The 24629-nt window shown below is 64.1% G+C and carries 29 protein-coding genes, 1 tRNA gene and 1 other RNA gene; 22 read left to right on the forward strand and 9 right to left on the reverse strand.

The window, feature by feature from the left end:
* Positions 1-3 precede the first annotated feature (3 nt).
* Positions 4-513 (reverse strand): bifunctional 3-hydroxydecanoyl-ACP dehydratase/trans-2-decenoyl-ACP isomerase, encoded by a 510-nt coding sequence (fabA, locus tag JX25_RS01280; protein WP_128253322.1) that lies wholly within the window; start codon positions 511-513, stop codon positions 4-6.
* 126 nt (positions 514-639) lie between these two features.
* On the opposite strand from fabA, the gene irrA reads away from it, so the two are divergent.
* Positions 640-1056, forward strand: a complete 417-nt coding sequence (gene irrA, locus JX25_RS01285) for an iron response transcriptional regulator IrrA (RefSeq protein WP_128253323.1) — start codon at positions 640-642, stop codon at positions 1054-1056.
* Between the two features lie 55 nt (positions 1057-1111).
* The gene (locus tag JX25_RS01290) at positions 1112-1921 is read left to right on the forward strand and encodes a transglutaminase-like domain-containing protein (protein WP_128253324.1); all 810 of its coding nucleotides are present in this window, start codon (positions 1112-1114) and stop codon (positions 1919-1921) included.
* On the opposite strand, the gene epmA is transcribed toward JX25_RS01290, so the two are convergent.
* Complete coding sequence (gene epmA, locus JX25_RS01295) at positions 1918-2937, reverse strand: EF-P lysine aminoacylase EpmA (RefSeq protein ID WP_128253325.1); 1020 nt, start codon at positions 2935-2937, stop codon at positions 1918-1920. The two genes, JX25_RS01290 and epmA, sit on opposite strands and share 4 nt — an antisense overlap.
* Before the next feature lie 84 nt (positions 2938-3021).
* Here epmA and efp point away from each other — a divergent pair, with 84 nt between their 5' ends.
* The 5 genes from efp to JX25_RS01320 all read left to right on the forward strand — a co-directional run bounded on the left by efp (position 3022) and on the right by JX25_RS01320 (position 7124).
* Positions 3022-3588, forward strand: coding sequence for an elongation factor P (efp, locus tag JX25_RS01300; RefSeq protein ID WP_128253326.1), 567 nt, complete (start codon positions 3022-3024; stop codon positions 3586-3588).
* Positions 3589-3738: 150 nt separating this feature from the next.
* Positions 3739-4617: a metal ABC transporter substrate-binding protein gene (locus JX25_RS01305; RefSeq protein ID WP_128253327.1), complete on the forward strand. Its 879-nt coding sequence runs from the start codon at positions 3739-3741 to the stop codon at positions 4615-4617.
* Positions 4610-5461 (forward strand): manganese/iron ABC transporter ATP-binding protein, encoded by an 852-nt coding sequence (locus JX25_RS01310; RefSeq protein WP_128253328.1) that lies wholly within the window; start codon positions 4610-4612, stop codon positions 5459-5461. Before JX25_RS01305 ends, JX25_RS01310 begins: the two co-directional genes overlap by 8 nt.
* The gene (locus JX25_RS01315) at positions 5458-6306 is read left to right on the forward strand and encodes a metal ABC transporter permease (protein ID WP_128253329.1); all 849 of its coding nucleotides are present in this window, start codon (positions 5458-5460) and stop codon (positions 6304-6306) included. The genes JX25_RS01310 and JX25_RS01315 overlap by 4 nt, the downstream gene beginning before the upstream one ends.
* Positions 6303-7124 carry a metal ABC transporter permease gene (locus tag JX25_RS01320; RefSeq protein WP_128253330.1) on the forward strand — a complete coding sequence of 274 codons (822 nt, stop codon included), beginning with the start codon at positions 6303-6305 and terminating at the stop codon, positions 7122-7124. The genes JX25_RS01315 and JX25_RS01320 overlap by 4 nt, the downstream gene beginning before the upstream one ends.
* On the opposite strand, the gene JX25_RS01325 is transcribed toward JX25_RS01320, so the two are convergent.
* The 4 genes from JX25_RS01325 to nudC form a co-directional block, all read right to left on the reverse strand.
* Positions 7121-7783 carry an epoxyqueuosine reductase QueH gene (locus JX25_RS01325; RefSeq protein WP_128253331.1) on the reverse strand — a complete coding sequence of 221 codons (663 nt, stop codon included), beginning with the start codon at positions 7781-7783 and terminating at the stop codon, positions 7121-7123. The two genes, JX25_RS01320 and JX25_RS01325, sit on opposite strands and share 4 nt — an antisense overlap.
* Before the next feature lie 65 nt (positions 7784-7848).
* Positions 7849-7925 (reverse strand) — tRNA-Met (locus JX25_RS01330).
* 54 nt (positions 7926-7979) lie between these two features.
* Positions 7980-8456, reverse strand: a complete 477-nt coding sequence (locus tag JX25_RS01335; protein WP_128253332.1) for an SRPBCC family protein — start codon at positions 8454-8456, stop codon at positions 7980-7982.
* 36 nt (positions 8457-8492) lie between these two features.
* Positions 8493-9410 (reverse strand): NAD(+) diphosphatase, encoded by a 918-nt coding sequence (gene nudC, locus JX25_RS01340; protein ID WP_128253333.1) that lies wholly within the window; start codon positions 9408-9410, stop codon positions 8493-8495.
* Between the two features lie 119 nt (positions 9411-9529).
* On the opposite strand from nudC, the gene JX25_RS01345 reads away from it, so the two are divergent.
* Entirely contained in the window at positions 9530-11362 is a 1833-nt protein-coding gene (locus JX25_RS01345; protein ID WP_128253334.1) for a bifunctional 2',3'-cyclic-nucleotide 2'-phosphodiesterase/3'-nucleotidase, read from the forward strand.
* 37 nt (positions 11363-11399) lie between these two features.
* Positions 11400-11496: signal recognition particle sRNA small type (ffs, locus tag JX25_RS01350), an RNA gene on the forward strand.
* A gap of 62 nt (positions 11497-11558) precedes the next feature.
* On the opposite strand, the gene JX25_RS01355 is transcribed toward ffs, so the two are convergent.
* A complete protein-coding gene (locus tag JX25_RS01355; protein ID WP_206611505.1) occupies positions 11559-11960 on the reverse strand; it encodes a four-helix bundle copper-binding protein in 402 nt (133 codons plus the stop codon).
* A 181-nt stretch (positions 11961-12141) separates the two neighbouring features.
* Between JX25_RS01355 and JX25_RS01360 the strand changes: the two genes are divergently transcribed.
* From JX25_RS01360 to recR, 3 genes are read left to right on the forward strand one after another with little or no spacing between them, the layout of a single operon-like run.
* Positions 12142-13827 carry a DNA polymerase III subunit gamma/tau gene (locus tag JX25_RS01360; protein ID WP_128253336.1) on the forward strand — a complete coding sequence of 562 codons (1686 nt, stop codon included), beginning with the start codon at positions 12142-12144 and terminating at the stop codon, positions 13825-13827.
* Between the two features lies 1 nt (position 13828).
* Positions 13829-14170, forward strand: coding sequence for a YbaB/EbfC family nucleoid-associated protein (locus tag JX25_RS01365; RefSeq protein WP_128253337.1), 342 nt, complete (start codon positions 13829-13831; stop codon positions 14168-14170).
* A gap of 1 nt (position 14171) precedes the next feature.
* Positions 14172-14768, forward strand: coding sequence for a recombination mediator RecR (recR, locus tag JX25_RS01370; RefSeq protein ID WP_128253338.1), 597 nt, complete (start codon positions 14172-14174; stop codon positions 14766-14768).
* Here recR and JX25_RS01375 read toward each other — a convergent pair.
* On the reverse strand, positions 14765-15385 hold the full coding sequence (locus JX25_RS01375; RefSeq protein ID WP_128253339.1) for an exopolysaccharide biosynthesis protein: 621 nt from the start codon (positions 15383-15385) through the stop codon (positions 14765-14767). The genes recR and JX25_RS01375 overlap by 4 nt on opposite strands.
* A gap of 70 nt (positions 15386-15455) precedes the next feature.
* Complete coding sequence (locus JX25_RS01380; RefSeq protein ID WP_128253340.1) at positions 15456-16337, reverse strand: LysR family transcriptional regulator; 882 nt, start codon at positions 16335-16337, stop codon at positions 15456-15458.
* 240 nt (positions 16338-16577) lie between these two features.
* Here JX25_RS01380 and ffh point away from each other — a divergent pair, with 240 nt between their 5' ends.
* The 10 genes from ffh to ihfB all read left to right on the forward strand — a co-directional run bounded on the left by ffh (position 16578) and on the right by ihfB (position 24629).
* The gene (gene ffh / locus JX25_RS01385; protein ID WP_128253341.1) at positions 16578-18062 is read left to right on the forward strand and encodes a signal recognition particle protein; all 1485 of its coding nucleotides are present in this window, start codon (positions 16578-16580) and stop codon (positions 18060-18062) included.
* Positions 18059-18592 carry a GNAT family N-acetyltransferase gene (locus tag JX25_RS01390; protein WP_128253342.1) on the forward strand — a complete coding sequence of 178 codons (534 nt, stop codon included), beginning with the start codon at positions 18059-18061 and terminating at the stop codon, positions 18590-18592. Before ffh ends, JX25_RS01390 begins: the two co-directional genes overlap by 4 nt.
* Positions 18589-18885 carry a chorismate mutase gene (locus JX25_RS01395; RefSeq protein WP_128253343.1) on the forward strand — a complete coding sequence of 99 codons (297 nt, stop codon included), beginning with the start codon at positions 18589-18591 and terminating at the stop codon, positions 18883-18885. Before JX25_RS01390 ends, JX25_RS01395 begins: the two co-directional genes overlap by 4 nt.
* 37 nt (positions 18886-18922) lie before the next feature.
* Complete coding sequence (rpsP, locus tag JX25_RS01400; protein WP_128253344.1) at positions 18923-19279, forward strand: 30S ribosomal protein S16; 357 nt, start codon at positions 18923-18925, stop codon at positions 19277-19279.
* A 3-nt stretch (positions 19280-19282) separates the two neighbouring features.
* A complete protein-coding gene (gene rimM, locus JX25_RS01405; RefSeq protein WP_128253345.1) occupies positions 19283-19780 on the forward strand; it encodes a ribosome maturation factor RimM in 498 nt (165 codons plus the stop codon).
* Positions 19777-20463 (forward strand): tRNA (guanine(46)-N(7))-methyltransferase TrmB, encoded by a 687-nt coding sequence (trmB, locus tag JX25_RS01410; RefSeq protein WP_128253346.1) that lies wholly within the window; start codon positions 19777-19779, stop codon positions 20461-20463. The genes rimM and trmB overlap by 4 nt, the downstream gene beginning before the upstream one ends.
* 42 nt (positions 20464-20505) lie before the next feature.
* Positions 20506-21843: a 3-phosphoshikimate 1-carboxyvinyltransferase gene (gene aroA / locus JX25_RS01415; protein ID WP_128253347.1), complete on the forward strand. Its 1338-nt coding sequence runs from the start codon at positions 20506-20508 to the stop codon at positions 21841-21843.
* Positions 21840-22445 (forward strand): (d)CMP kinase, encoded by a 606-nt coding sequence (locus tag JX25_RS01420; protein ID WP_128253348.1) that lies wholly within the window; start codon positions 21840-21842, stop codon positions 22443-22445. Before aroA ends, JX25_RS01420 begins: the two co-directional genes overlap by 4 nt.
* Before the next feature lie 96 nt (positions 22446-22541).
* Entirely contained in the window at positions 22542-24221 is a 1680-nt protein-coding gene (gene rpsA / locus JX25_RS01425; protein WP_128253349.1) for a 30S ribosomal protein S1, read from the forward strand.
* Positions 24222-24347: 126 nt separating this feature from the next.
* A complete protein-coding gene (gene ihfB / locus JX25_RS01430) occupies positions 24348-24629 on the forward strand; it encodes an integration host factor subunit beta (RefSeq protein WP_128253350.1) in 282 nt (93 codons plus the stop codon).

The raw sequence follows: 24629 nt of genomic DNA on the forward strand, positions 1-24629 counted from the left end.
CGGTCAGCTCTCCGAGAGAGCGACCTTCATGTCCTTGACCTGATAGATGACTTCGCCATCCGCCTCGACGCGGCCATCGGCCACGCCCATTGTCAGGCGGCGCGTCTGTACGGCTTTGGTGAAGTCGACTTGATACCGCAGCATCTTGCGGTCGGGCCGCACCATGCCCGTCAGCTTCACCTCGCCCACGCCCAGCGCGTAACCGCGCCCCTTCCAGCCGCGCCAGCCAAGGTTGAAGCCGGTAAGCTGCCACAATCCGTCAAGACCAAGGCAGCCCGGCATGATCGGATTGCCCGGGAAATGGCAGCTGAAGAACCACAGGTCGGGATGGATATCGAATTCGGCCACGACATGGCCTTTGCCATGTGCGCCCCCGTCTTCGGAAATCTCCGTGATGCGGTCCATCATCAGCATCGGCGGTTCGGGAAGCTGGGCGTTGCCGGGACCAAACAGTTCCCCGCGCGCGCAGGCCAGAAGTGCTTCCTTGTCGAAACTCGTCGGATAATCCGCCATCAAGGCTCCCCATAGATATTCCGCCCCCCTTTATCACCGCCGCCGAACGGGTGGCAAGTGCGGGGGGATTCCGTTTGAATCCCTGCGGTCCGTCACGATATAGGAAGGCTGAAAGGTGACGCAACGATGACCCAGACGGCAATTGAACGCGGAACGGAATGGCTGGCAGGGGGCGGATTGCGCCCGACGCGCCAGCGTGTGGCGCTGGCGGCGCTTCTTGTGGGGGACGGGCAGGATCGACATGTCACTGCCGAAAGCCTGTTCGCCGCATGCTCGGCCACGGGTGAAAAGGTAAGCCTTGCCACGGTTTACAATACGCTTCGTGCCTTCTGCGATGCAGGCATCATGCAGGAAGTGGTGGTTGACGGGTCGAAAAGCTATTTCGACACGCGCATCGATGATCACCCGCATTTCTTCTGGGAAGACACGGCCGAGGTGACGGACGCCCCGGCGGAGCAGTTCCGCATCGCACAGCTTCCCAAGCTGCCCAAAGGGGCAAAGCTCAGCCGGGTCGACGTGGTCATCCGCCTGAAGCGGGCCTGACGGAACCGGCCTTCCTGCCGCGCGTTTCCAGTCTGTGCTTGCTGCGGAGGGCGACATGCGGATTCGGTTCGGCTTTGATATCGCGGTGGCTTGCGCCCAGCCGACGCATTTTCTGGCCTGCATGTCTGTCCGCCCCGAGCGGCACAAGGATCTGCATGGCGAGGAGATCGTGGAGGTTTCGGGCGGCATCCCCGTGACGCCCTTTCTTGATGCCTTCGGCAATCGGTGCCTTCGGTTCACCGCGCCTGCGGGTGAAACCCGCATCCGTGGCGAAGGGCTAATGCGGGATCACGGGTTTGCCGATCCGGTCCATGCCGATGCAGGCGAGGTGCCGATCGCCAATATCCCGTCAGGGCTTTTGCAGTTCCTGCTGCCCAGCCGATATTGCGAAAGTGACAGCCTTGCCGCTTTCGCATGGGAGAATTTCGGCCATCTTCCGCCCGGCTGGTCCCGGGTGCAGGCGATCTGCGATTACGTGCACCAGCGTGTCCGCTTCGACTACTACAGCGCCAGTGCCACCCGAACCGCGCAGGGCGCGCTGCATGAAGGGCAGGGCGTGTGCCGGGATTTTGCCCACTCCGCGATTGCGCTGTGCCGCGCATTGTCGATCCCTGCCCGCTATGTGAACGGGTATCTGGGCGATATCGGGGTGCCGGCGGGCGGGCCGATGGATTTTTCGGCCTGGTTCGAGGTGTGGCTGGACGGAAACTGGTATCCCTTCGATGCCCGCCACAACATCCCGCGCATCGGTCGGATCAACATCGCCGTCGGGCGTGATGCGGCGGATGTCGCCATGCTGCACAGCTTCGGCCCCCATGATCTGCGCACCTTCACCGTCATCTGCCACGAGGAGCCGGAGGACTAGCCCACCGGCGTCCAAAGTACCGCATCAATCCCGGGCGCACCCGTGGCCAGCATCACAAGGCGGTCGAATCCCATCGCGATGCCGCTGGCGGGTGGCATGTGGTGCAAGGCGGCAAGAAAATCCTCGTCCAGCGGATAACGCTCGCCATAGATGCGGGCCTTTTCGTCCATCTCGGCCAGAAAGCGGCGGCGCTGCTCTGCGGGGTCCGTCAATTCGCCAAATCCGTTCGCAAGTTCCACCCCGCAGGCATAAAGTTCGAACCGTTCGGCAACGCGGGGATCCTCGGCAGGGCGCGCCAGTGCCGCCTCGGCCACGGGATAGCGGTCAAGGATCGTGGGGCGGCCATGGCCCAGATGCGGCTCGATCTTTTCCGACAGGATGCGTGAGAAGATGTCGGACCACGTATCATCCGCGTCCACCCGCAATGGCGCCTGCGCGGCCAGGGCATCGCGATCAGTGCCTTCCGGGGTGACGGTGGCCAGAAGATCCACCCCCGCCCGCGCAAAGGCATCGGCCACGGACAACCGCTCCGGTTGCGCGAAGGGATCGCAGGCATGGTCCCGGAAGCGCAGCACCGTGCTTCCCGCCGCTTCGGCGGCCAGCCGCAGGAAGGCTGCGCAATCGTTCATCAGCACCGTGTAGTCCTGCCCCACGCGATACCATTCCAGCATGGTGAATTCCGGGCTGTGCAAGGCCCCCCGCTCGCGGTTGCGCCACACATGCGAGAAGGCGGCAATCCGCGTCTCTCCCGCCGCCAGCAGCTTCTTCATCGCAAACTCCGGCGAGGTGTGCAGATACATCGGCCGCGGCCGGCCGTCATTGCCGATGGCCTGCGTTCCAAAGGCATGCAGATGCGTCTCGTTTCCCGGGCTGGCCTGAAGCGCGGCAGGATCGACCTCGATGAAGCCCTCATCCTCCAGCCATGCACCCAGCGCACGCCGGATGCGGTTGCGCGCCAGAAGGGCGGGACGGCGGTCGGCATGGCGGCGGGCGTTCCACCAAGGGGTGTCGGTCATGGCTATGGGCTTCCGATTTGCGGCGATATGCGCTAGATCAGGCGGCAAATCCCGTCAAGCGGGCCGCATCACAAGGACATTTTCGTGAAAGTCATCGCATCCTCCCTTCGCAAGGGCAATGTCGTCGAGATGGAAGGCCGTCTCTATGTCGTTCTGAAGGCCGAAAACTTCCACCCCGGCAAGGGCACGCCCACGACCTCCGTCGACATGCGCCGCATCTCGGACGGGGTGAAGGTGGCTGAACGCTGGCGCACGACCGAGATGGTGGAAAAAGCCCTCGTGGACGAGCGGGAATACGATTTCCTTTACGAGGACGGCGAAGGCTTCCACTTCATGGAGCCGAACACCTATGAACAACTGGCCGTCTCGCAGGAGGTGGTCGGCGAGGACAAGGTGTTCCTGACCGAAGGCATCAAGGCCTACCTGCAGACGCATGATGGCGTGGCCATCGCCATCTCGCTGCCGCAGAAGGTCACGGTGGAGATTTCGGAAACCGAGCCTGTGGTGAAGGGGCAGACGGCTTCCTCGTCCTATAAGCCGGCGATGTGCACGAACGGCCTTCGCATCATGGTGCCGCCGCATATCGGTGCAGGAACCCGCGTCGTGATCAATACCGAAGACAAAACCTATGTGGAGCGTGCGAAGGACTGATCCTTCCCCTTTATCTCTTTTCTTGCACCCCCGTCCGGTCCGGTCGGGGGTGTTTTCATATCCGGCCTTCGATGCGTCCCTTACGCACGAACCTTGACTTGTTGAGAATCGTTCGCACATTTCATCCTGTCGAACTGACAGGAGAGACTGATGCGTTTGATGCTTGCCCTCGGGTTCTCGATGATGGCGGTCGCTGCGCAGGCGCAGGAATTCAAGGTCGCCACCACTTTCACCGTGATCGCCGACATGGCGCGCAACGTGGCGGGGGACGCGGCCGAAGTCGTCTCCATCACCCGGCCGGGCGCCGAGATCCACGGCTATGAGCCGACGCCGCGCGATATCGTGGCCGCGCAGGATGCCGATCTGATCCTGTGGAACGGGCTGAACCTTGAACGCTGGTTCGAACAGTTCCTGTCCAATCTGGGCAACGTGCCTTCGGTAACCGTCAGCCAGGGGGTGACGCCGGTTTCCATCACCGGCGGCGATTATGACGGGATGCCCAATCCCCATGCGTGGATGAGCTTGTCCAACGCGATGATCTATGTCGACAACATCCGCAATGCGTTTCAGGAGCACGATCCCGAACATGCCGAGGTGTATGAGGCGAATGCCGCTGCCTATAAGCAGCAATTGCAGGACGCCATCGGCCCGATCCGTGCGTCGCTTCAGGCGATTCCGGAAAACCGCCGCTGGCTGGTCACCTGCGAAGGGGCCTTTGGCTATCTTGCCCGCGATTACGGCCTGAACGAGCTTTACCTTTGGCCGATCAATTCCGAACAGACGGGCACGCCCCGCCAGATCCGGCAGGTGATCGACGCGGTGCGCGAACATCATGTGCCGGCGGTGTTCTGCGAAAGCACCGTCAGCCAGAACCCCGCCAAGGAGGTAGCGCGCAACACCGACGCCGAATATGCGGGGATGCTTTACGTGGACTCGCTGTCGGACGGCGATGGGCCGGTGCCGACATATCTGGACCTGCTGCGCGTCACCTCCGAAACCATTGCCAAGGGGCTGACCGCGGATGAGTGAGTTGGACGGCATCACCGCCGACGGCGTTACCGTAACCTATCGCAACGGGCACACGGCCCTGCACGATGCCAGCTTCGCCATCCCGCGTGGCACGGTCACGGCCCTAGTGGGGGTGAACGGGGCAGGCAAATCCACGCTGTTCAAGGCGATCATGGGCTTCGTGCCTGCCTCTGCCGGCAGCATCCGCCTTCTGGGCATGACGGTGCGCGAAGCGTTGAAGAAGAACATCGTCGCCTATGTTCCCCAGTCCGAGGAGGTGGATTGGGCGTTCCCCGTTCTGGTGCAGGATGTGGTGATGATGGGTCGCTATGGCCATATGGGCTTTCTACGTCGAGCCTCGGCTGCCGATCATGCGGCGGTGGACGCCGCGCTGGCCCGCGTGAACATGCAGGACTTCCGCCACCGCCAGATCGGAGAGCTTTCGGGCGGGCAGAAGAAGCGCGTCTTTCTGGCTCGCGCGCTGGCACAGGACGGGCAGGTGATCCTGCTGGATGAACCCTTCACCGGCGTCGACGTGAAGACCGAGGACCAGATCATCGTTCTTCTGCGCGAGTTGCGGAGCGAGGGACGGGTGATGCTGGTTTCCACCCACAACCTTGGTTCCGTGCCGGAGTTTTGCGACCGGGTGGTGCTGGTCAATCGCACGGTGCTTGCGCATGGGCCAACCGAAACGACGTTCACCCGCGAAAATCTGGAACAGGCTTTCGGCGGCGTGCTGCGTCACTTCACCCTGCAAGGCACCGCGCTGCACGATGATGACGACCCGCGGGAGCTGACCGTCATTTCCGATGATGAACGCCCCATCGTCCATTACGGCGACCGGATGCGGAAGGGCGGCGAATGAGCGTGCTGTGGGAGCCCTTCACCTATCAATACATGATGAACGCGATGTGGGTCTCGGCGCTGGTGGGGGCCGTCTGCGCATTCCTGTCGGCTTATCTGATGCTGAAGGGCTGGTCGCTGATCGGCGACGCGCTGAGCCATTCGGTCGTGCCGGGTGTGGCAGGGGCCTACATGCTGGGGCTGCCCTTCGCGCTGGGCGCGTTTCTTGCGGGCGGGCTGGCGGCGGGGGCGATGCTGTTCCTCTCGGACCGGTCCGGTCTGAAGGTGGATGTGATCATCGGCATCATCTTCACGGCCTTCTTCGGGCTGGGGCTGTTCATGATTTCCCTCAACCCCGTGGCGATAAGCGTCACGGCCATCACCATGGGAAACATCCTGCTGATCACGCCGGGGGACACGCTTCAGCTTGCCATCATCGGGGTCGTCTGTCTTGGCGTAATGGCGCTGAAGTGGAAGGACCTGATGGTAACCTTCTTTGATGAAAACCACGCCCGCTCCATCGGGCTGCGGCCCGAGCGGTTGAAGGCCATGTTCTTTGTGCTGCTGTCCGCAGCCATCGTGGCCGCGATGCAAACGGTGGGGGCGTTTCTGGTGATCGCGATGGTCGTGACGCCGGGGGCAACGGCCTATCTGCTGTGCGACCGTTTTCCGCGCCTGATCGTCACCTCCATCGCGATCGGCACGATGACCGGGTTCTTCGGGGCCTATATCAGCTATTTCCTTGATGGGGCGACCGGGGCCGTGATCGTGGTGCTGCAAACGCTGATCTTCCTTGTCGCCTTCCTGTTCGCGCCGCGCCACGGGATGCTGGCCGCATGGGCCCGTGGCCGGGAGGCGGCCGAATGAACGTCCTGACGCCGTTCCAGTTCGTCTTCATGCAGCACGCCTTCCTGATCTGCCTGATCGTGGCGGTGCCGGTGGCGCTGCTGTCCTGTTTCCTGGTTCTGAAGGGTTGGGCCCTGATGGGGGATGCGGTCAGCCATGCCGTGCTGCCCGGCATCGTCCTGTCATGGCTGGCCGGCATCCCGCTGGTGATCGGGGCGTTCGCGGCGGGCATGTTCACCGCCGTGGCCACCGGCTTTCTGGCCGAAAACAGCCGTGTGAAGCGCGACACGATCATGGGCACGGTTTATTCCGGCATGTTCGCGGTCGGGGTGATCCTTTACACGACCTTCCCGTCGGACCAGCACCTTGACCACATCCTTTACGGCAACATGCTGGGGGTCGATACCGGGGATCTGTGGTTGGCCGGTGCGATCAGCCTTGGCGTTACCGCGATCCTTCTACTGAAATGGCGCGACTTTCTGTTGCACGCCTTCGATCCGGCACAGGCGCAGGCCAGCGGGCTGCCGGTCCGCACGCTGCATTACGGCCTGCTGGCCATCCTGTCGCTGACCATCGTGGCCACGCTGTCATCGGTCGGGATGATCCTTGCAGTGGCCCTTCTGATCACGCCGGGTGCCACGGCGTTCCTGCTGGTGCGCAGCTTCGGGCGGATGATGGCAGTGGCCGTGGCGGTGTGCACCGGGTCAATGCTTGTGGGCACCTATGCCAGCTTCTGGATCGACAGCGCACCGGCCCCGACGATCGTGCTGATCCTGACCGGGGTGTTCGTGCTGGCCTTCATCCGGCGCATCCGGCAGACAAAGGCCGCCACGGCCTAACCTTCGTCGGTCGGCTCCTGCCCATAGAACATCGTGCCGATCTTGATCTTCTCGCGCCCGCGGCTGACGCGGAAATCGTTGGTGTCGCGCAGCGAGTAGATGCAGCCGCAATATTCCTGCATGTAGAACTCCTCGCGCTTGGAGATCTCGATCATGCGGGAAGCGCCGCCGCCCTTGCGCCAGTTGAAGTCCCAGTACTGCACGCCGTCATAAGGTGCCGCCGCACGGTGGCCGCAATCGTTGATCTGCGTCATGTTCTTCCAGCGCGAGATGCCAAGGCTGGAGGTGATGACCGGAAAACCGTTTTCGTGGGCGTAAAGGGCCGTCCGTTCGAACCGCATGTCGAAGCACATGGTGCAGCGGATGCCGCGCTCGGGCTCCCACTCCATCCCCTTCGCGCGGGAGAACCAGTTGTCGGCGTCGTAATCGGCGTCGATGAAGGGGATGTCGTGCTTTTCCGCAAAGCGGATGTTTTCGTCCTTCCGCAGAAGGTATTCCTTCTTCGGGTGGATGTTCGGGTTATAGAAGAAGATGGTGTAATCGATGCCGGAGGCGGTCATCGCTTCCATCACTTCGCCCGAACAGGGGGCGCAGCAGGAATGCAGAAGAACCTTCTTCTCGCCATCGGGCGGGGTCAGTTGCGGGCGTTCCACGGTCATGATGCCATCCTGTTCCGGTCGCACGATAACGAAAAGGCCCGCGACGGGCGCGGGCCATTTCGTGATGGTAGCGGAGGAGGGATTTGAACCCCCGACCTAAGGATTATGATTCCTCCGCTCTAACCAGCTGAGCTACTCCGCCATCGGGGCGGACAGGTATGCGACCTGCGCGGCGGCGTCAAGCATCTTTTTTCGATTATTGTGCCGCAGCCGTGCCCCGGACCCGGGATTCATCGGAAACGTTGCGGGCCCATTGGGCGATGCGTTGGTCAAGCTGGCCCTGCACCTTCGTCCGGGCCAGCCGCAGCGATTGCACCAGAAGCCGCGCCGTCAGGTTGCGCGGGCGCAGGTCCAGCGTCGCCACGACGCGCGACTGTTCGGGGGCCAGCGCCAGGAGGTCCAGCACGATGTCCACGTCCAGCGACGGGTCGGCCAGCGCCAGCCGGATCTGCCGCCCCGGATCCACCGACACCAGTGTCACCGTCATGTTGCGCATCGCCCCGCGCAGGCGGAACTGCGCGTTCCAAGTGGTGCCCGGCTGGATGGGGCCGGGGCTGCGGGTGGCGACAGTGTTGCGCTTGCGGATCGAACGTTCCCACGCCTCGAAGTCCGACATCCTGGCGAAAACGTATTCGGTGGGGGCGTTGATGTCGCCCGTGCTGGTGAACTTCATGTTTCTCCGTCCCGATGAACCCTCACGACTTTGGGATCAATCCAGATCATCCGCAAGCCAGCGCGTGATGACATGGTGCGCGATGGTGCCCTCGGGCGGCAACGAAACGTCTGGATGGCGGCCGATCATCGCCTCCATCACCTCCGCCTTGTCGGCCCAGCGGGCGGCCTCGATTTCGGCCGGATCGATGGTAATGTCGGTGCTGGTGGCCTGACCGACGCAGCCCAGCATCAAAGACGCGGGATAGGGCCAGGGCTGGCTGCACAGATAGCGGACATGGCCGACGCCGACTCCCGTTTCCTCCATCACCTCGCGGCGGACGGCAGCTTCCACCGTCTCGCCGGGCTCGACAAAGCCGGCAAGGCACGAATACAGCCCAGACCGCCATCCCGGAGACCGGCCAAGAAGCAGCCGGTCCCCGTCCAGCACCAGCATGATGACCACGGGATCGGTGCGGGGGAAATGCTGCGTCGCACAGGCGGGGCAGTTCCGTTGCCATCCTGCTTGAACCATGTCGGATGGGTGCCCGCACGAGGCGCAGAACCGATGGCTCCGGTTCCAGTGGACCAGGGCCTTGGCTGTGGCCGCGGCTTCTGCTTCGGGCACCGTCAGCTGTGCCATCACGTCGCGCAGGGCGGTGAAACCTGCATCTGCCGGCAGCTCGGGATGTGGTTGCAGCCCCGCAGCGAAGGGGGCTTCCAGCCCGGCTGTTCCCGCCTCGGGCGACCAGTCGGAAATGTCGCGGGCGTGAAGCGGTCCTTCCGCATCATATCCCAGAAACAGCGCCGGCCCTGCGTGGGCAAAGACGGGGCTTTGCGGCGGCAGCCACACCAGGCGTGACCCCTGAACCGGCACATTGCCGCGCCACAGGGCAAGAACCCGCGTGGCGGCTGGTGGATCGGCCCGCAGATGCGCGGCGCGGGCAAGGCCGGACGTTCCGAATGTGAGTGTCATGTTATCCTTTCGGAGCGAATGCGACCCATAAGGGGAAAGAGGTTTTTTTCGGGAATTTACTTTTCTTTTTCAAAGATAAACCGCAACACTCACTTCTATGTGACAATCGGATGGGTGGGATGAAGGCAGGGCCAGGCAGCAAGGAGCAGCAACAGGCAACGCGTGTCGTCAATGACGCGACGCTGGTCGACCTGCGTATCCTTGCAACCAGCGACATCCATGGCTGGCTGGAGGCATGGGATTATCACAGCGCGCGCCCGCTGCCCGCGGCCGGACTTGCGCGAACCGCCACCCTGATCGAAAAGGCGCGGGAAGGGGCAGAAAACTCGCTGTTGTTCGACAATGGCGACTTTCTGCAAGGCAGCCCTCTTGCGGAGTGGTCTGCGGGAAATCCGGAAGCACCGCACCCGATCATCGCCGCCATGAACCATCTGCATTATGATGCGGCCACGCTTGGAAACCACGAATTCAACTTCGGGCTTGAGATGCTGGAGGGGGCCGTGGCGCAGGCCGGCTTTCCCATCGTCTCGGCCAACATCTCCCGCCTGGGCGGCACGCCCCTTGTGCCGCGCACAACCGTGCTGCACCGGCAGGTAGCGGACAGGGCGGGGCGGGTGCATCCGCTGCGGGTGGGGGTGATCGGCTTCCTGCCCGTTCAGGTCATGATCTGGGATCATTCGCTTCTGACCGGACGAGTGGAGGTGGAAACACCACTGGCCGCCGCACGGCGTCACGTGGCGACCTTGCGGCAGCGATGCGATCTGTTGGTGGCGCTTTGTCACGGCGGCATCGGGTGCGCCTCGGCGGCCGAGGGGAGCGAGGATTTCGCGACCGCCATCGCGGGTGTTGCCGGCGTCGATGTGGTGATTGCGGGGCACAGCCACCTTGTTTTCCCCGATCATCGCTTCCGCGGGCTGGAAGGGGTGGATGCCGAGGGCGGCAGCCTGCAGGGCAAGCCCGCCGTCATGCCCGGTTCGCGCGGATCGCATCTGGGGCTGGTGGATCTGCAACTGGAGGTACGTGACTGGTCGGTCGCATCTTCGTCCAGCCGCCTTGTCGCGGCGGGGCCCGCGCCGCCCGCACCATCGCTGCGCCGCGTGATCGGCCCCGCGCATGATGCCGTCCGCCGGGAGATGGACCGCCCGCTGGGGCACAGCGACGTACCCCTGAACAGCTTCTTTGCCCTTGTCGCCCCCTCCCGCGCGACGGCGCTTGTGGCCGAGGCTTCGGCGCGCCATGTGCGAAACCTGTTGGGGGACGATCTGCCCGTTCTGGGAACGGGGCAACCCTTCAAGGTGGGCGGGCGCGGGGGCGCAGGCTATTTCACCGATGTTCCCGCAGGTCCTCTTTCGCTGCGTCATGCCAACGATCTGTACGTCTATCCCAATACGCTGGCCGTTCTGCGCCTGACCGGGCATGAGATCCGCCTGTGGCTGGAGCGTGCGGCCGGAGCCTTCCGCCTGATCCATCCCGGAAAGGCCGACCAGCCTTTGTTGGATCCCGATTTTCCCGCGTATAACTTCGATGTGGTACATGGGGTGGAGTTCAAAATTGACCTGTCCCGCCCGCCCATGTTTGATAACACTTCCGCGCAGGTTTCGGACGGGCGCATCACGCAGATCCTCTACAACGACGCACCGCTTGATCCGCAGGCGGAATTTCTGGTCGTAACAAGCGACTATCGCGCTGGCGGAGTGGGGGGCTACGCGCCCCGTCTGCCTTTCATGACCAGCAAGACCCTGTTGCGTGACGTGGTGGCGCAGCATCTGCGGGACATGCCGCCCACCCGCGCGGAAAAGCCGTTCTGGCGTTTCATGCCCATGGCGGGCACATCCGTCACGTTCCCCACCTCTCCGCGGGCCCTGTCGCATCTGGATGAGGTGCCGCATCTGTCGCTGACGCCGCTGGCTCACGATCGCGATGGTTTCCTGACAATGCGGCTCGACCTCTGACTTGCATGCGCCGAACGTCCGCTCTATATGCAGGGGCGAGAGGTTGGCGCGGGCAGGCGCCTCGCCAACCCGGTCAGGTCCGGAAGGAAGCAGCCGTAACGATTCCCGTCTGGGTCGCTGTCCAGCCTCTCACCTCCCCTTCCCGCACAGTCGGCTGCTGGCGCAGGATCCGCAGGCACGTGGTTTGCCAACGGGGTCAGTGCAGGTCGCTCAGCGCTTCCTTGCATGCTTCGGCGCAACGCGTGCAGGATTCGGCGCAGATGCGGCAATGGTTGTGCATCTGTGCGTGTTTGCCGCACTCTTCCGCGCAGGCCTCGCAGGCGGTGCCGCAAGCTTCGATCACGCTGCGGATGACCGCGATGTTCGTGCCGGTGCGCCGCGACGCGACGGATCCTGCCGCCGCACAGATATCGGCGCAATCAAGGTTGAGGCGGATGCACTGGCGAAGCTTTTCCACCATGTCCTCGGCCAGGCAGGCATCTGCACAGGCGGTGCAGGTTTGCGCACAGCTATAGCACTCCTCGATGCAGTGGAGGAGCTTGTCGGCGGTGCTGCCCTGAACATCGGGATGGGTCGAGATCATCTGGTGAACGTTCATGTCGGTCTCCATCAGGTCTGGCTTGCTTGAGTGATCCCAACAGATGTGGGCGGCCCGATGTTCCCGGACCGGCTTGCCTGAACTGCATTCGGCCTGTCCGGCGGGGTCGCGCGCATCGCCAAGGGTGGACGAAGTGCGCACCGATCCTTACGTTGGGGCGATCCTCAACCGGGACATCACGATGACTGACGCCTCCGGGGCCGCCTATCAGGTGCTGGCCCGCAAATACCGCCCTGAAACCTTCGCCGATCTGGTCGGGCAGGAGGCGATGGTTCGGACGCTGAAGAACGCTTTCGCCGCTGATCGCATCGCGCATGCCTTCATCATGACGGGGATTCGCGGCACCGGAAAAACAACGACGGCGCGGATCATCGCCAAGGGACTGAACTGCACCGGTCCGGACGGGCAGGGCGGTCCGACCACCGATCCCTGTGGCGTGTGCGAGGCGTGCCGCGCCATCACCGAAGGCCGCCATGTTGATGTCATGGAAATGGATGCCGCATCGCGCACCGGCGTGAACGACATCCGCGAGATCACGGAGTCGGTGCATTATCGGGCGGCCTCGGCACGCTACAAGATCTATATCATCGACGAGGTTCACATGCTGTCCACCAGCGCGTTCAACGCGCTGCTGAAGACGCTGGAGGAACCCCCCGCCCATGTGAAGTTCATCTTCGCGACGACGGAAATCCGCAAGGTTCCCGTCACCGTCCTGTCGCGCTGTCAGCGCTTCGATCTGAAACGGATCGAGCCGGAGGTGATGATCGGCCTTCTGCGCCGCATTGCCGACCGGGAGGGCGCGCAGATCGCCGATGACGCCCTTGCGCTGATCACGCGTGCGGCCGAAGGATCGGCGCGGGATGCGACAAGCCTGCTGGATCAGGCCATCAGCCACGGCGCGGGCGAAACCGGTGCCGACCAGGTTCGCGCCATGCTGGGGCTTGCCGATCGGGGGCGGGTGCTTGACCTGTTCGATCTGGTAATGAAGGGCGATGCCGCGGGCGCGCTTTCGGAACTGGCAGCGCAATATGCCGATGGGGCCGATCCGATGGCCGTGCTTCGTGATCTGGCCGAGATCACGCACTGGATTTCCGTCATCAAGATCACGCCTGAAGCGGCCGATGATCCGACGACTCCGCCGGATGAACGCACGCGCGGCCTGGAAATGGCCGGACAGCTTCCGATGCGCGTGCTGACCCGCGCGTGGCAGATGCTGCTGAAGGCGCTGGAGGAGGTTGCTGCCGCCCCCAATGCCATGATGGCCGCCGAAATGGCGATCATCCGCCTGACCCATGTGGCCGACCTGCCGGACCCCGAGGCGTTGATCCGCCGTATCCAGTCCCTGCCGCAGCCCGCCCATGCCGCGCCGGCGCCTGCCCCGCAGGGAAGTGGCGGCGGCACGCGGATGGCGCGGGCCGTGGGGGGCGGCACCGTTTCGCAGGCGCTGCCCGCCACGTTCGAAAGCGTGGTCGGCTTGATCCGCGAGAAGCGCGACATGAAGCTGCTGACCGAGGTGGAGCTGGGCCTTCGCCTTGTCAGCTATCAGCCCGGCCGGATCGAGTTCGAGCCCGGTCCCGCCGCCCCCCGCGATCTGGCCGCGCGCCTTGCGCAGCGGCTGCAGGTCTGGACGGGGCAGCGCTGGGGTGTATCTGTGGTCGGCTCGGGCGGGCAGCCCACGATCGCCGAACAGCAGGCCGCCGAAGAGGATGTGATGAAGGCGCAGGCGATGGCCTTGCCGATGGTGCAGGCGATCATGGCTGTCTTTCCCGGCGCGGAAATCGCCGAGATACGCGCCCCGCTGGCCGATGCCGCCGCCGAGGCACTGCCGGAAGTCGAAGATGAATGGGACCCTTTCGAGGAGGAATGAGATGTTTGGGTTGAACGGTCTGGGCGACATGTCCAAGATGATGAAGCAGGCGCAGGATCTTCAAACGAAGATGACCGAGCTGCAGGAAGAACTGGGGCGCACTATCGTCACGGGCGAAGCCGGCGCGGGTCTTGTGAAGGCGCGCTGCACGGCCAAGGGCGATCTGACGGGGCTGGATATTGACCCCTCGATCTTCGTGGCATCCGAAAAGGAAGTGGTGGAAGATCTGATCCTTGCCGCCATCAAGGACGCGCAGAAAAACGCGGCCGACCGGCATCAGGCTGAAATGTCGAAGATGACCGCGGATCTGGGCCTGCCTGCCGGCATGAAGCTGCCGTTCTGACATGGCGGAGGCGCCGGGCGACATCCAGACGCTGATCGACCTGATGGCCCGTCTTCCGGGTTTCGGGCCGCGATCGGCGCGTCGCGCGGTGCTGACGATGCTGAAGAAGCGGGGGCAGGTGATGGCCCCGCTTGCGCAGGTGATGGCGCAGGTTGCGCTGAACGCGCGCGATTGCGTGCGTTGCGGCAACATCGGCGAGGCGGACCTGTGCCCTATCTGCCGCGACGATCGCCGCGCGAATGGCGAACTTTGCGTGGTGGAGGATGTTGCCGATCTTTGGGCGATGGAGCGGGGGCGGGCCTTTCGCGGCCGCTATCATGTTCTGGGCGGCACCCTTTCGGCGCTTGATGCCGTGGGGCCGGACGAGTTGCGCATCCCCCTGCTGATCGACCGCGTGGCCGAGGAAGGGATCACGGAGGTGATCCTTGCCCTGAACGCCACCGTGGACGGCCAGACCACGGCCCATTACATCGCCGAAAGGCTGGAAGGGCGGGTACGCGTCACCTCTCTTGCCCAGGGTGTGCCGGTGGGCGGAGAGCTTGACTACCTTGACGACGGCACGATCGGCGCGGCGCTGCGGGCGCGCCGCAGTCTTTAGTCGAAAGCGTTCTGCATCACGAAGATCGCGCCGGCCACCAGCGCCCAGATCACGCCCCAGACGATCACCAGCGACAGCGCGCCCACCACCAGCCCGATGATGACCCAAAGGCCGTCACGTTCCAGCATGCCAAGCGAGATGATGGTCATGGCCAGCGCAGGCAGCATGTTGCCCAGCGGAATCGGCAGCGCAAGCACCAGCGCAAGAACAAGCAGCGCGGCGCCCAGAAAGCGCTGCGTGGTGGGCGTGATCATGAAGGGAAGGCGCGGCACCAGAAGTTTTTCGGCCCGCGAAAGGATTGGCGTCATCTTCCCGACCAGCGCGGCGAAGGCCGAACGCTCCATGGACCGGCTGGCGATGAAGGCCGGCAGCCAGGGCATCTTGCCCAGCATCAGCTGCGCGGCCAGAAAGATCAGCGGCAGGCCCAGAATGCCCGAAGTGCCGGGCGGTGTCGGCAGCACGTTGGGCAGCGCGAAGATCAGAAGCAGCGCCCCGAAGGCGCGCCCGGCCATCGCCTCGATCAGGTCGGCGATGGAAATGCGGGACCGGTCCGGATCTTGTGCGATCTCCTCCAGAACCTCGGAAAGGCGGTGACGCTTCGGTGTCTGGGTGATCATGGCTGGATCCTGGAGTCTCGCATCCGGTCAATGTGGGCGCGCGACCGGCAGGATGCAAGCCGCGAAAGGGTCAGGTCCAGTCGCGTGCGGCGGCCTTCAGATGGGAAAGAAACGTCTGCACCTTCAGCGTGCGGTGCAGGTCCACATGGGTGACCATCCAAAGCGGCGCATCCCATTCGGGACGCGGGGGCAGCACCTCCACCAGATCGTCGCGGCCAGCCGCCTGAAAGGATGAAACGAAGCCGATCCCTGCGCCGCTGGTCACTGCCGCTTCAAGCGCCCGGCTTTCCGATGCGCGGACCATGATCCGGTCGGCCGGCACCGCGCCAATCAACCAGCGGTGATAGGGTGCGCGGGAAATCGGGCCTTCGGCCGTGACGAAGCGGTGGGCGGCCATATCTTCCAGCCCGTTCGGCATCCCATAGCGCCGGACATAGCTTTTGGAGGCATAGAGCCCGCTGCTGATGCGTGACAGCGGCTGGGCCACGTTATCAGGCTCTTCCGGTGCGGCGCCCGCGCGGATGGCGACATGCGCCTCGCCATAATCCAGCCGGAACACGCGCATGTCCGACAGGAAGCGCACGATCAGGTTGGGGTGCTGTTCCTGAAAGTCGGCCAGCACCGGCATCAGCAGTTCAGCCACCCCGGTGATGGAGGTGACGACAAGTTCCCCCGCGACCTTTTCCCCCTGGCCACGGATTCGGCAGGCCAGCTGGCCGAACTGTTCCTCGGTTGTCTGGGCCACCGAAAACAGGTCGCGCCCCGCTTCCGTTGCGGTGTAACCGCGGGCATGGCGCTGGAACAGGCGGGTGCCGAGGCGCTTTTCCAGTGCGTCGATATGACGGATCACGGTGGCGTGGTGCACGCCAAGTGCCTCTGCCGCGCCGGATACGGTTCCAAGGCGGGCAACCTGAAAGGCGGTCCGGACCTCGTCCCAGTTGTCGAAACCCACGCGCATCCCCCTTCTGTGCAATGGCAAGCAGCATAGGCTTACATGGCGCAGATGCAACGCCGTGCTTGACTCGGCGCACCCGCCAAGGTAGATGCAGCGCGATTTTCCGGAGTTTTTGAAGGCTCCGGTCCCCCGCCGATCGGGGGATCGCCATCCGCCAGCGCGTTGCGCCCGTGGGTGCCGTTGGTGTTTGGAGCGTCCTCGACTATCTCGGGGGCAGGCAATTGGAAAGGGATGCCGATGTTCGAGAATCTGTCTGAACGGCTTGGCGGCGTCTTCGATCGTCTGACCCGTCAGGGCGCACTGACCGACGAGGATGTGTCCACCGCCCTGCGCGAAGTTCGCACGGCCCTGCTGGAAGCGGACGTGTCGCTGCCCGTGGCGCGCGAATTCGTCAAGCGGGTGCAGGCGAAGGCCGCGGGCCAGCATGTCACGAAATCGGTGACGCCGGGCCAGCAGGTCGTGAAGATCGTGCATGACGAACTGGTGGCCGTGCTGCAGGGCGAAGGCCCCGCCGACGCGCTGAAGATCGACAACCCGCCTGCCGCGATCGTGATGGTGGGTCTGCAGGGTTCGGGCAAGACGACGACGACGGCGAAGATCGCCAAGCGCCTGAAGGACCGGGACGGCAAGCGCATCCTGCTGGCCTCGCTGGACACGAACCGCCCCGCCGCGATGGAGCAGCTGGCGATTCTGGCCGGTCAGGTCGGGGTGGACAGCCTGCCGATCATCATGGGCCAGTCGGCGGTGGAAATCGCCAAGCGCGCCAAGACGCAGGCCACGATGGGCGGCTATGACGTCGTGATGCTGGATACCGCGGGCCGTCTGCACATCGACGAAGTGCTGATGTCCGAGGTTCAGGCCGTTCGCGATATCGCCCAGCCGCGTGAAACGCTGCTGGTGGTCGATGGCCTGACCGGTCAGGACGCGGTGAACGTGGCCACCCAGTTCGACGGGCAGGTCGGCATCTCGGGTGTTGTGCTGACGCGGATGGATGGTGACGGGCGCGGCGGTGCCGCACTGTCGATGCGCCACATCACCGGCAAGCCGATCCGCTTTGTCGGCTTGGGCGAGAAGATGGACGCGCTTGAGGCGTTCGAGCCCGAACGTGTTGCTGGCCGCATCCTTGGCATGGGCGACATCGTCGCACTGGTCGAAAAGGCGCGCGAGACGTTTGAGGCCGAGCAGGCCGAGCGGATGGCCAGGCGCTTCGCCAAGGGCCTGTTCAATATGAACGATCTGAAGGCGCAGCTGGACCAGATGCTGAAGATGGGCGGCATGCAGGGCGTCATGGGCATGCTTCCGGGCATGGGCAAGATGCAGAAGGCCGCGGCCGAAGCGGGCATGGACGACAAGATGCTGCGCCGCCAGATCGCGCTGATCAACTCCATGACCAAGAAGGAGCGGGCAAACCCCGACCTTCTGCAGGCCAGCCGCAAGAAGCGCATCGCTGCCGGTGCGGGGCTTGAGGTTTCGGAACTGAACAAGCTTCTGAAGCAGCACCGCCAGATGGCGGACATGATGAAGAAGATGGGCAAGGGCGGCGCGATGAAGCAGGCGCTGAAGGGCATGATGGGCGGCAAGACGCCCGATCTGGCCAACATGAACCCTGCCGAACTGGAAGCCGCAGCCAAGGCGATGAAGGGCGGCATGCCGGGGGGCATGGGCCTTCCGCGCGGGATGACGCTGCCGTCGGGCCTTTCGGGGATGATGCGCAAGAAATGATCGGTCTGTCCAACACTCCGGTTCTGGAAACGGAACGGCTGATCCTGCGCGCCCCGATCGCGACGGATTATCCCGTCTTCGCGGAATTCTATGCATCCGAACGGACGCAGCACATGGGCGGCCCGCTTGATGCAGCCAAGGCATGGCGGGCGTTCGGCCACATCATCGGCCACTGGGCGATGCGCGGCTTTGGCATGTTCACGATCACGGACCGCACCTCGGGCGCAGCGCTTGGCATGACCGGCGCGTGGTTTCCCCATGGCTGGCCCGAGCAGGAGGTCGGCTGGTCCCTGTGGTCGGCGGAGCATGAAGGCAAGGGCATCGCGGCCGAGGCGGCACGCGCGGCGCTGCAGTATGTCTGGACCGTTCTGCAATGGGACACGGCCGTCAGCTATGTTGATACGGCGAACACCAGTTCGGCGGCACTGGCCGCGCGTCTGGGGGCGGTGATCGATCCGCAGGCGGTGAAGCTGCCCGTTGATGTGCCGCTGGACGTCTGGCGCCACACGAAACCGGAGGGCCTTGCATGACCGACACCGCCGAACGCGCGCAGGTGCTGCTGAAAGAACATCGGGACGCTATCGACAGGCTGGATGCGATCCTTGTCTACACGCTGGCAGAACGGTTCAGCCAGACGCAGGCAGTGGGCAAGCTGAAGGCCGAATACGATCTGCCCCCCGCCGACGCTTCGAGGGAAGCGCGGCAGATCGAACGGCTGGAACGGTTGAGCCGCGAGGCAGACCTGGACCCCGAATTCGCCAAGAAATTCCTGAACTTCATCATCGCCGAAGTCATCAGGCATCACGAACAACACCAAAAATGACCGCATCGCGGTCTGCCATATTCAAGGAGTATCCCAAATGGCCATGAAAATCCGTCTCGCCCGTGGTGGTTCGAAAAAGCGTCCGCACTACGCCATCGTTGCGTCCGATTCGCGCATGCCGCGCGACGGCCGCTTCCTGGAGAAGCTGGGCACGTACAACCCGCTGCTGGCCAAGGACGACGAACGTCGCATTGTCATGAACGTGGAGCGTGTGCAGCACTGGCTGGCACAAGGCGCCCAGCCGACCGACCGCGTTGCACGCTTCCTGGAAGCTGCAGGCCTGAAAGCCAAGGCGGAGCGCAACAACCCCAAAGCTGCCGTTCCGGGCAAAAAGGCGTCCGAACTGGCCGCCAAGAAAGCCGCTCGTAACGCCGCTCCGGCTGACGCCGAGTAACCGATGGCGGGGGACGGTATCTGCGTGGGCGCAATCGCCGGATCTTTCGGCGTGCGCGGCGAGGTGCGGCTGAAAAGCTTCTGCGCCGAACCGGCGGCCATTGCCGATTACGGTCCCCTGACCGCCGAAGACGGCCGCAGTTTCAAGATCACGCTGACACGCCCCGTGGCGGGTGGTCTTGGGGCGCGGCTGTCAGGCATCTCGACCAAGGAAGAGGCGGACGCGCTGAAAGGCACGCGGCTTTATGCAAGCCGTGACCGTCTGCCCGCCCTTGGCGACGACGAATTCTATCACAGCGACCTGATCGGGCTGGAGGTGCGTGACACCGGCGGCCAGCTTCTGGGGCGCGTGTCGGCCGTCCACAACTATGGCGCCGATGATATCATCGAGGTGCAGACAAAGGGCGAAAGCCTGCTTCTGCCCTTTACCCGCGCCGTGGTTCCCACGGTCGATCTGGCGGCGGGCCGCATCGTGGCCGATCCGCCCGAGGTTTCCGAATGAAAGAACTTCACCCAGAACGTCGCAACTTCTATGGTCGTATCCACGGCAAGACGTTGCGCCAAAGCCAGAAAACCTATCTGTCCGAGGATCTGGACGTTCTGCGCCCGCGCGGCATCACGTGGGATGAAAACCCCGAACGCAAGCCGATCGACCCGGCGGCGCTTTTCGGTGGCAAGGATGTCTGGCTGGAGGTGGGCTTCGGCGGGGGGGAGCACATGGTGGCCATGGCCGCCCGCTACCGCGAGGTCGGCATCATCGGGTGCGAGCCGTTCGTGAACGGCGTGGCCATGCTGCTGGGCAAGATCCGCGAAGCCGAGGTGACGAATGTTGCCGTGCATCCGGGAGATGCGCGCGATCTTATGGACGTGCTGCCCGAGGCAAGCATTTCCAAGGCCTTCCTGAACTATCCCGATCCCTGGCCCAAGGCGCGGCACCACCGCCGCCGCTTTGTTACGCCCGACCATCTGGAACCGCTGTTCCGCGTGATGAAGCCGGGGGCGGAATTCCGCGTGGCATCGGATATTCCCGACTATATCCGCCAAACGCTGGAGGAGGGCCCGAAAGCCGGCTTCACGCTGGTGCATGAAGGGCCGGATGCGTGGGATGACTGGCATTCCACCCGCTATGAACAGAAGGCGCTGCGCGAAGGTCGCGCCCCCCATTACGTGACCTTCCGCCGATAAGCATGACATGCTAAGGGCGTTTCCAGCATGAAGGAGACGCCCATGTCCGGCCACGGCACGCCCAAACCCATGACCGCCCAACGCTCCGGCCCGCTTTCGGGTGTGGCCGAGGTGCCGGGGGACAAGTCGATCAGCCACCGTTCGCTGATCCTTGGCGCAATGGCCGTGGGTGAAACCAGGATTACCGGGCTTCTTGAAGGGCAGGACGTGCTGGACACGGCCGCCGCCATGCGCGCCTTCGGGGCCGAGGTGATCCAGCACGGGCAGGGCAGCTGGTCTGTTCACGGCGTGGGCGTTGGCGGCTTCCGCGAGCCGGAGCAGGTGATCGACTGCGGCAATTCGGGCACCGGCGTTCGGCTGATCATGGGGGCGATGGCAACATCCCCCATCACCGCCACCTTCACGGGCGATGCCTCGTTGCGCAAGCGGCCGATGGGGCGGGTGACGGACCCGCTGGCGCTGTTTGGCACGCAGGCCTTCGGCCGCAAGGGCGGGCGGCTTCCGATGACGCTGGTGGGGGCCGCCGATCCAGTTCCCGTGCGATACGAGGTTCCGATGCCCTCGGCGCAGGTGAAATCCGCGGTTCTGCTGGCTGGCCTGAATGCGCCGGGCGAAACTGTGGTGATCGAGCGGGAGGCGACGCGCGATCATTCCGAACGGATGCTGGCGGGCTTTGGTGCGCAGCTGCATGTGGAACGGACAGCTGCGGGCAATGTCATCACCCTGACAGGCCAGCCAGAGCTGCGCCCGCAGGTGGTGGCTGTTCCGCGCGATCCGTCTTCGGCGGCATTTCCGGTCTGCGCGGCGCTGATCGTGGAAGGGTCCGAAATTTTCGTGCCCGGTGTCAGCCAGAACCTGACGCGCAACGGCCTTTACCCCACGCTGGTCGAAATGGGCGCCGACATCGCCTTCGAGAACGAGCGGGAGGAAGGGGGCGAGCCCGTGGCCGACCTGCGTGTGAAATTCTCGTCCCTGAAGGGGATCGAGGTTCCGCCCGAACGTGCACCTTCGATGATCGATGAATATCCGGTGCTGTCGGTCGTTGCCGCCTTTGCCGAAGGCAAGACGGTGATGCGCGGTGTGAAGGAGCTGCGCGTGAAGGAATCCGACCGGATCGACGCGATGGCGCGGGGCCTTGAGGCTTGCGGCGTGCGCGTGGAGGAGGAAGAGGATACGCTGATCGTTCACGGCACCGGCGGCACGGTTCCCGGCGGGGCGACGGTGGCCGTTCATCTGGACCACCGCATCGCGATGAGCTTCCTGGTGCTGGGGTTGGCCGCGCAGAACCCGGTGACCGTGGATGACGGGGAGGCGGTTGCAACCTCGTTCCCCGTGTTCGGCGCGCTGATGACGGGGCTGGGTGCGGATATCCGCGCATGATCTTCACCGTTGCCATCGACGGGCCTGCCGCGGCGGGGAAAGGCACCATCTCACGGGCCGTGGCGCAGCAGTTCGGGCTCCGGCATCTGGATACGGGGCTGCTGTACCGCGCTGTCGGGGCAAGGGTGGCGAATGGCGATGATCCGGTGGCGGCCGCCGAAGGGCTGACGCCCGAGGATCTTGCGCGGGGCGATCTGCGCAGCCTTGCCGCAGGGGAAGCGGCAAGCCGCGTGGCGGTGATGCCCGACGTGCGCGCCGCGCTGGTGGACTTCCAGCGCCGCTTTGCGCGGGCCGAGGGGGGCGCGGTGCTGGACGGGCGCGACATCGGAACCGTCATCTGCCCCGAGGCGGAGGTGAAGTTGTTCGTGACTGCCAGCCCCGAGGTTCGGGCCCAACGCCGCTGGCTGGAAGTGGGGGGCGACAAGGACGAGGTGCTGGCGCAGGTGATCGAACGGGATCGCCGCGACGCCGAACGGGCCACGGCGCCCATGGTGGCCGCGCCGGATGCGCTCTTGCTTGACCCGACGGAAATGGGTATATCGACCGCAGTCGAGCCGGCCGCGAGAGCCATCCGCGAGGCGTTTGGACAGGGTCGGGCGTAAGCCTCGGCCCTTTCGTGTTTCCCGTGATCCGTTTCGAAAAGACCGGCGGAGCCAACCGCCAGGCCCGTATAGCTTTATAAAGGAAACCAAAACCGCATGTGCGCTAAAGCTACCATGGAAGAATTCGAAGCCCTTCTGAAAGAGAGCTTCGAGATCGACACCCCTGACGAGGGTTCGGTCGTCAAAGGCAAGGTCATCGCCATCGAGGCAGGCCAGGCCATCATCGACGTCGGCTACAAGATGGAAGGCCGCGTTGATCTGAAAGAATTCGCAAACCCCGGCGAGACCGCTGACATCAGCGTCGGCGACGAAGTCGAGGTTTATCTGGACCGCGTCGAGAACGCCCGTGGCGAGGCTGTCATCAGCCGTGAAAAAGCCCGCCGCGAAGAAGCGTGGGACCGTCTGGAAAAAGCCTATGCCTCCGAGGCCCGCGTCGAAGGCGCGATCTTCGGCCGCGTCAAGGGCGGCTTCACCGTGGATCTGGGCGGCGCTGTTGCGTTCCTGCCGGGTTCGCAGGTCGATGTGCGCCCCGTGCGCGATGCCGGCCCGCTGATGGGGCTGAAGCAGCCGTTCCAGATCCTGAAGATGGCCCGTCGCCGCGGCAACATCGTGGTTTCGCGTCGGGCGATCCTGGAAGAATCGCGTGCCGAACAGCGCGCCGAGGTCATCTCGAACCTGCACGAAGGCCAGACGGTCGACGGCGTGGTCAAGAACATCACCGAATACGGTGCGTTCGTTGATCTGGGCGGCGTTGACGGCCTGCTGCATGTTACCGACATGGCATGGCGCCGCGTCAACCACCCGTCCGAGATCCTGTCGATCGGCGAGACCGTGAAGGTCCAGGTCATCAAGATCAACAAGGACACCCACCGTATCAGCCTGGGCATGAAGCAGCTCCAGTCCGATCCGTGGGATTCGGTGGAACAGCAGTACCCGCTGGGTTCGGTCCACAAGGGCCGCGTCACGAACATCACCGATTACGGTGCATTCGTGGAGCTGGAAGCCGGCGTCGAGGGTCTGGTTCACGTCTCGGAAATGTCCTGGACGAAAAAGAACGTGCACCCCGGCAAGATCGTCTCGACCTCGCAGGAAGTCGACGTCATGGTTCTGGAGATCGACAGCGCCAAGCGTCGCGTCTCGCTGGGCCTGAAGCAGACGATGCGCAACCCGTGGGAAGTCTTCGCGGAAACGCACCCGGTCGGTTCGGGGATCGAAGGCGAAGTCAAGAACATCACGGAATTCGGTCTGTTCATCGGCCTCGACAACGACATCGACGGCATGGTCCACCTTTCGGACCTGTCCTGGGACCAGCGCGGCGAAGACGCGATCCAGAACTACCGCAAGGGCGACACGGTTCAGGCCGCCGTCACCGAAGTGGACGTCGAGAAGGAGCGCATCTCGCTCTCCATCAAGGCTCTGGGCGAAGACACGTTTTCGGACGCTGTTGACGGCGTGAAGCGCGGCTCGATCGTGACCTGCAACGTGACCGCCATCGAAGAAGGCGGGATCGAGGTCGAGTACAACGGCATGAAAGCCTTCATCCGCCGTTCGGATCTGGCCCGTGACCGTGCCGACCAGCGCCCCGAGCGTTTCCAGGTTGGCGACAAGGTCGATGCCCGCGTGACCAACGTGGACAGCAAGACCCGCCGTCTGGGCCTGTCGATCAAAGCGCGCGAGATCGCGGAAGAAAAAGAAGCTGTCGAACAGTACGGCTCCTCGGATTCCGGCGCTTCGCTGGGCGACATCCTGGGCGCTGCGCTGAAAGATCGCAGCTGATCCTTCGCACCGACATGGAAAGGCCCCGCATCTTGCGGGGTCTTTTTTCATTCCAGATTTGTTATCGGGCACAACCTGCCCTATAACCAGTAGGATAGATGGTCCATCATCGAAGGCGGGGGAACGATGATCCGATCGGAACTGATCCAGAAGATTGCGGAGGAGAACCCGCATCTGACGCAGCGGCACGTGGAACGCATCGTCCATACCGTCTTTGACGAGATCATCGAAGCCCTTTCGCGCGGCGACCGCGTGGAGCTGCGCGGCTTCGGCGCCTTCTCGGTCAAGGCGCGTGAGGCGCGGACGGGGCGTAATCCCCGTACCGGAGAGGCCGTGGCGGTGGAGGACAAATCCGTGCCCTTCTTCAAGACGGGCAAACTTCTTCGCGACAGGCTGAATGGACGGTAA

The sequence above is a fragment of the Falsirhodobacter deserti genome (genome assembly GCF_004015795.1).
In the GTDB taxonomy this organism is placed as follows: Bacteria; Pseudomonadota; Alphaproteobacteria; order Rhodobacterales; family Rhodobacteraceae; genus Falsirhodobacter; species Falsirhodobacter deserti.

Coding starts and splice junctions, on each gene's coding strand:
- fabA (WP_128253322.1), bottom strand. CDS start 513: ATGGCGGATTATCCGACGAGTTTCGACAAGGAAGCACTTCTGGCCTGC.
- irrA (WP_128253323.1), top strand. CDS start 640: ATGACCCAGACGGCAATTGAACGCGGAACGGAATGGCTGGCAGGGGGC.
- JX25_RS01290 (WP_128253324.1), top strand. CDS start 1,112: ATGCGGATTCGGTTCGGCTTTGATATCGCGGTGGCTTGCGCCCAGCCG.
- epmA (WP_128253325.1), bottom strand. CDS start 2,937: ATGACCGACACCCCTTGGTGGAACGCCCGCCGCCATGCCGACCGCCGT.
- JX25_RS01305 (WP_128253327.1), top strand. CDS start 3,739: ATGCGTTTGATGCTTGCCCTCGGGTTCTCGATGATGGCGGTCGCTGCG.
- JX25_RS01310 (WP_128253328.1), top strand. CDS start 4,610: ATGAGTGAGTTGGACGGCATCACCGCCGACGGCGTTACCGTAACCTAT.
- JX25_RS01315 (WP_128253329.1), top strand. CDS start 5,458: ATGAGCGTGCTGTGGGAGCCCTTCACCTATCAATACATGATGAACGCG.
- JX25_RS01320 (WP_128253330.1), top strand. CDS start 6,303: ATGAACGTCCTGACGCCGTTCCAGTTCGTCTTCATGCAGCACGCCTTC.
- JX25_RS01325 (WP_128253331.1), bottom strand. CDS start 7,783: ATGACCGTGGAACGCCCGCAACTGACCCCGCCCGATGGCGAGAAGAAG.
- JX25_RS01335 (WP_128253332.1), bottom strand. CDS start 8,456: ATGAAGTTCACCAGCACGGGCGACATCAACGCCCCCACCGAATACGTT.
- nudC (WP_128253333.1), bottom strand. CDS start 9,410: ATGACACTCACATTCGGAACGTCCGGCCTTGCCCGCGCCGCGCATCTG.
- JX25_RS01345 (WP_128253334.1), top strand. CDS start 9,530: ATGAAGGCAGGGCCAGGCAGCAAGGAGCAGCAACAGGCAACGCGTGTC.
- JX25_RS01355 (WP_206611505.1), bottom strand. CDS start 11,960: ATGAACGTTCACCAGATGATCTCGACCCATCCCGATGTTCAGGGCAGC.
- JX25_RS01360 (WP_128253336.1), top strand. CDS start 12,142: ATGACTGACGCCTCCGGGGCCGCCTATCAGGTGCTGGCCCGCAAATAC.
- JX25_RS01365 (WP_128253337.1), top strand. CDS start 13,829: ATGTTTGGGTTGAACGGTCTGGGCGACATGTCCAAGATGATGAAGCAG.
- recR (WP_128253338.1), top strand. CDS start 14,172: ATGGCGGAGGCGCCGGGCGACATCCAGACGCTGATCGACCTGATGGCC.
- JX25_RS01375 (WP_128253339.1), bottom strand. CDS start 15,385: ATGATCACCCAGACACCGAAGCGTCACCGCCTTTCCGAGGTTCTGGAG.
- ffh (WP_128253341.1), top strand. CDS start 16,578: ATGTTCGAGAATCTGTCTGAACGGCTTGGCGGCGTCTTCGATCGTCTG.
- JX25_RS01390 (WP_128253342.1), top strand. CDS start 18,059: ATGATCGGTCTGTCCAACACTCCGGTTCTGGAAACGGAACGGCTGATC.
- JX25_RS01395 (WP_128253343.1), top strand. CDS start 18,589: ATGACCGACACCGCCGAACGCGCGCAGGTGCTGCTGAAAGAACATCGG.
- rpsP (WP_128253344.1), top strand. CDS start 18,923: ATGGCCATGAAAATCCGTCTCGCCCGTGGTGGTTCGAAAAAGCGTCCG.
- rimM (WP_128253345.1), top strand. CDS start 19,283: ATGGCGGGGGACGGTATCTGCGTGGGCGCAATCGCCGGATCTTTCGGC.
- trmB (WP_128253346.1), top strand. CDS start 19,777: ATGAAAGAACTTCACCCAGAACGTCGCAACTTCTATGGTCGTATCCAC.
- aroA (WP_128253347.1), top strand. CDS start 20,506: ATGTCCGGCCACGGCACGCCCAAACCCATGACCGCCCAACGCTCCGGC.
- JX25_RS01420 (WP_128253348.1), top strand. CDS start 21,840: ATGATCTTCACCGTTGCCATCGACGGGCCTGCCGCGGCGGGGAAAGGC.
- rpsA (WP_128253349.1), top strand. CDS start 22,542: ATGTGCGCTAAAGCTACCATGGAAGAATTCGAAGCCCTTCTGAAAGAG.
- ihfB (WP_128253350.1), top strand. CDS start 24,348: ATGATCCGATCGGAACTGATCCAGAAGATTGCGGAGGAGAACCCGCAT.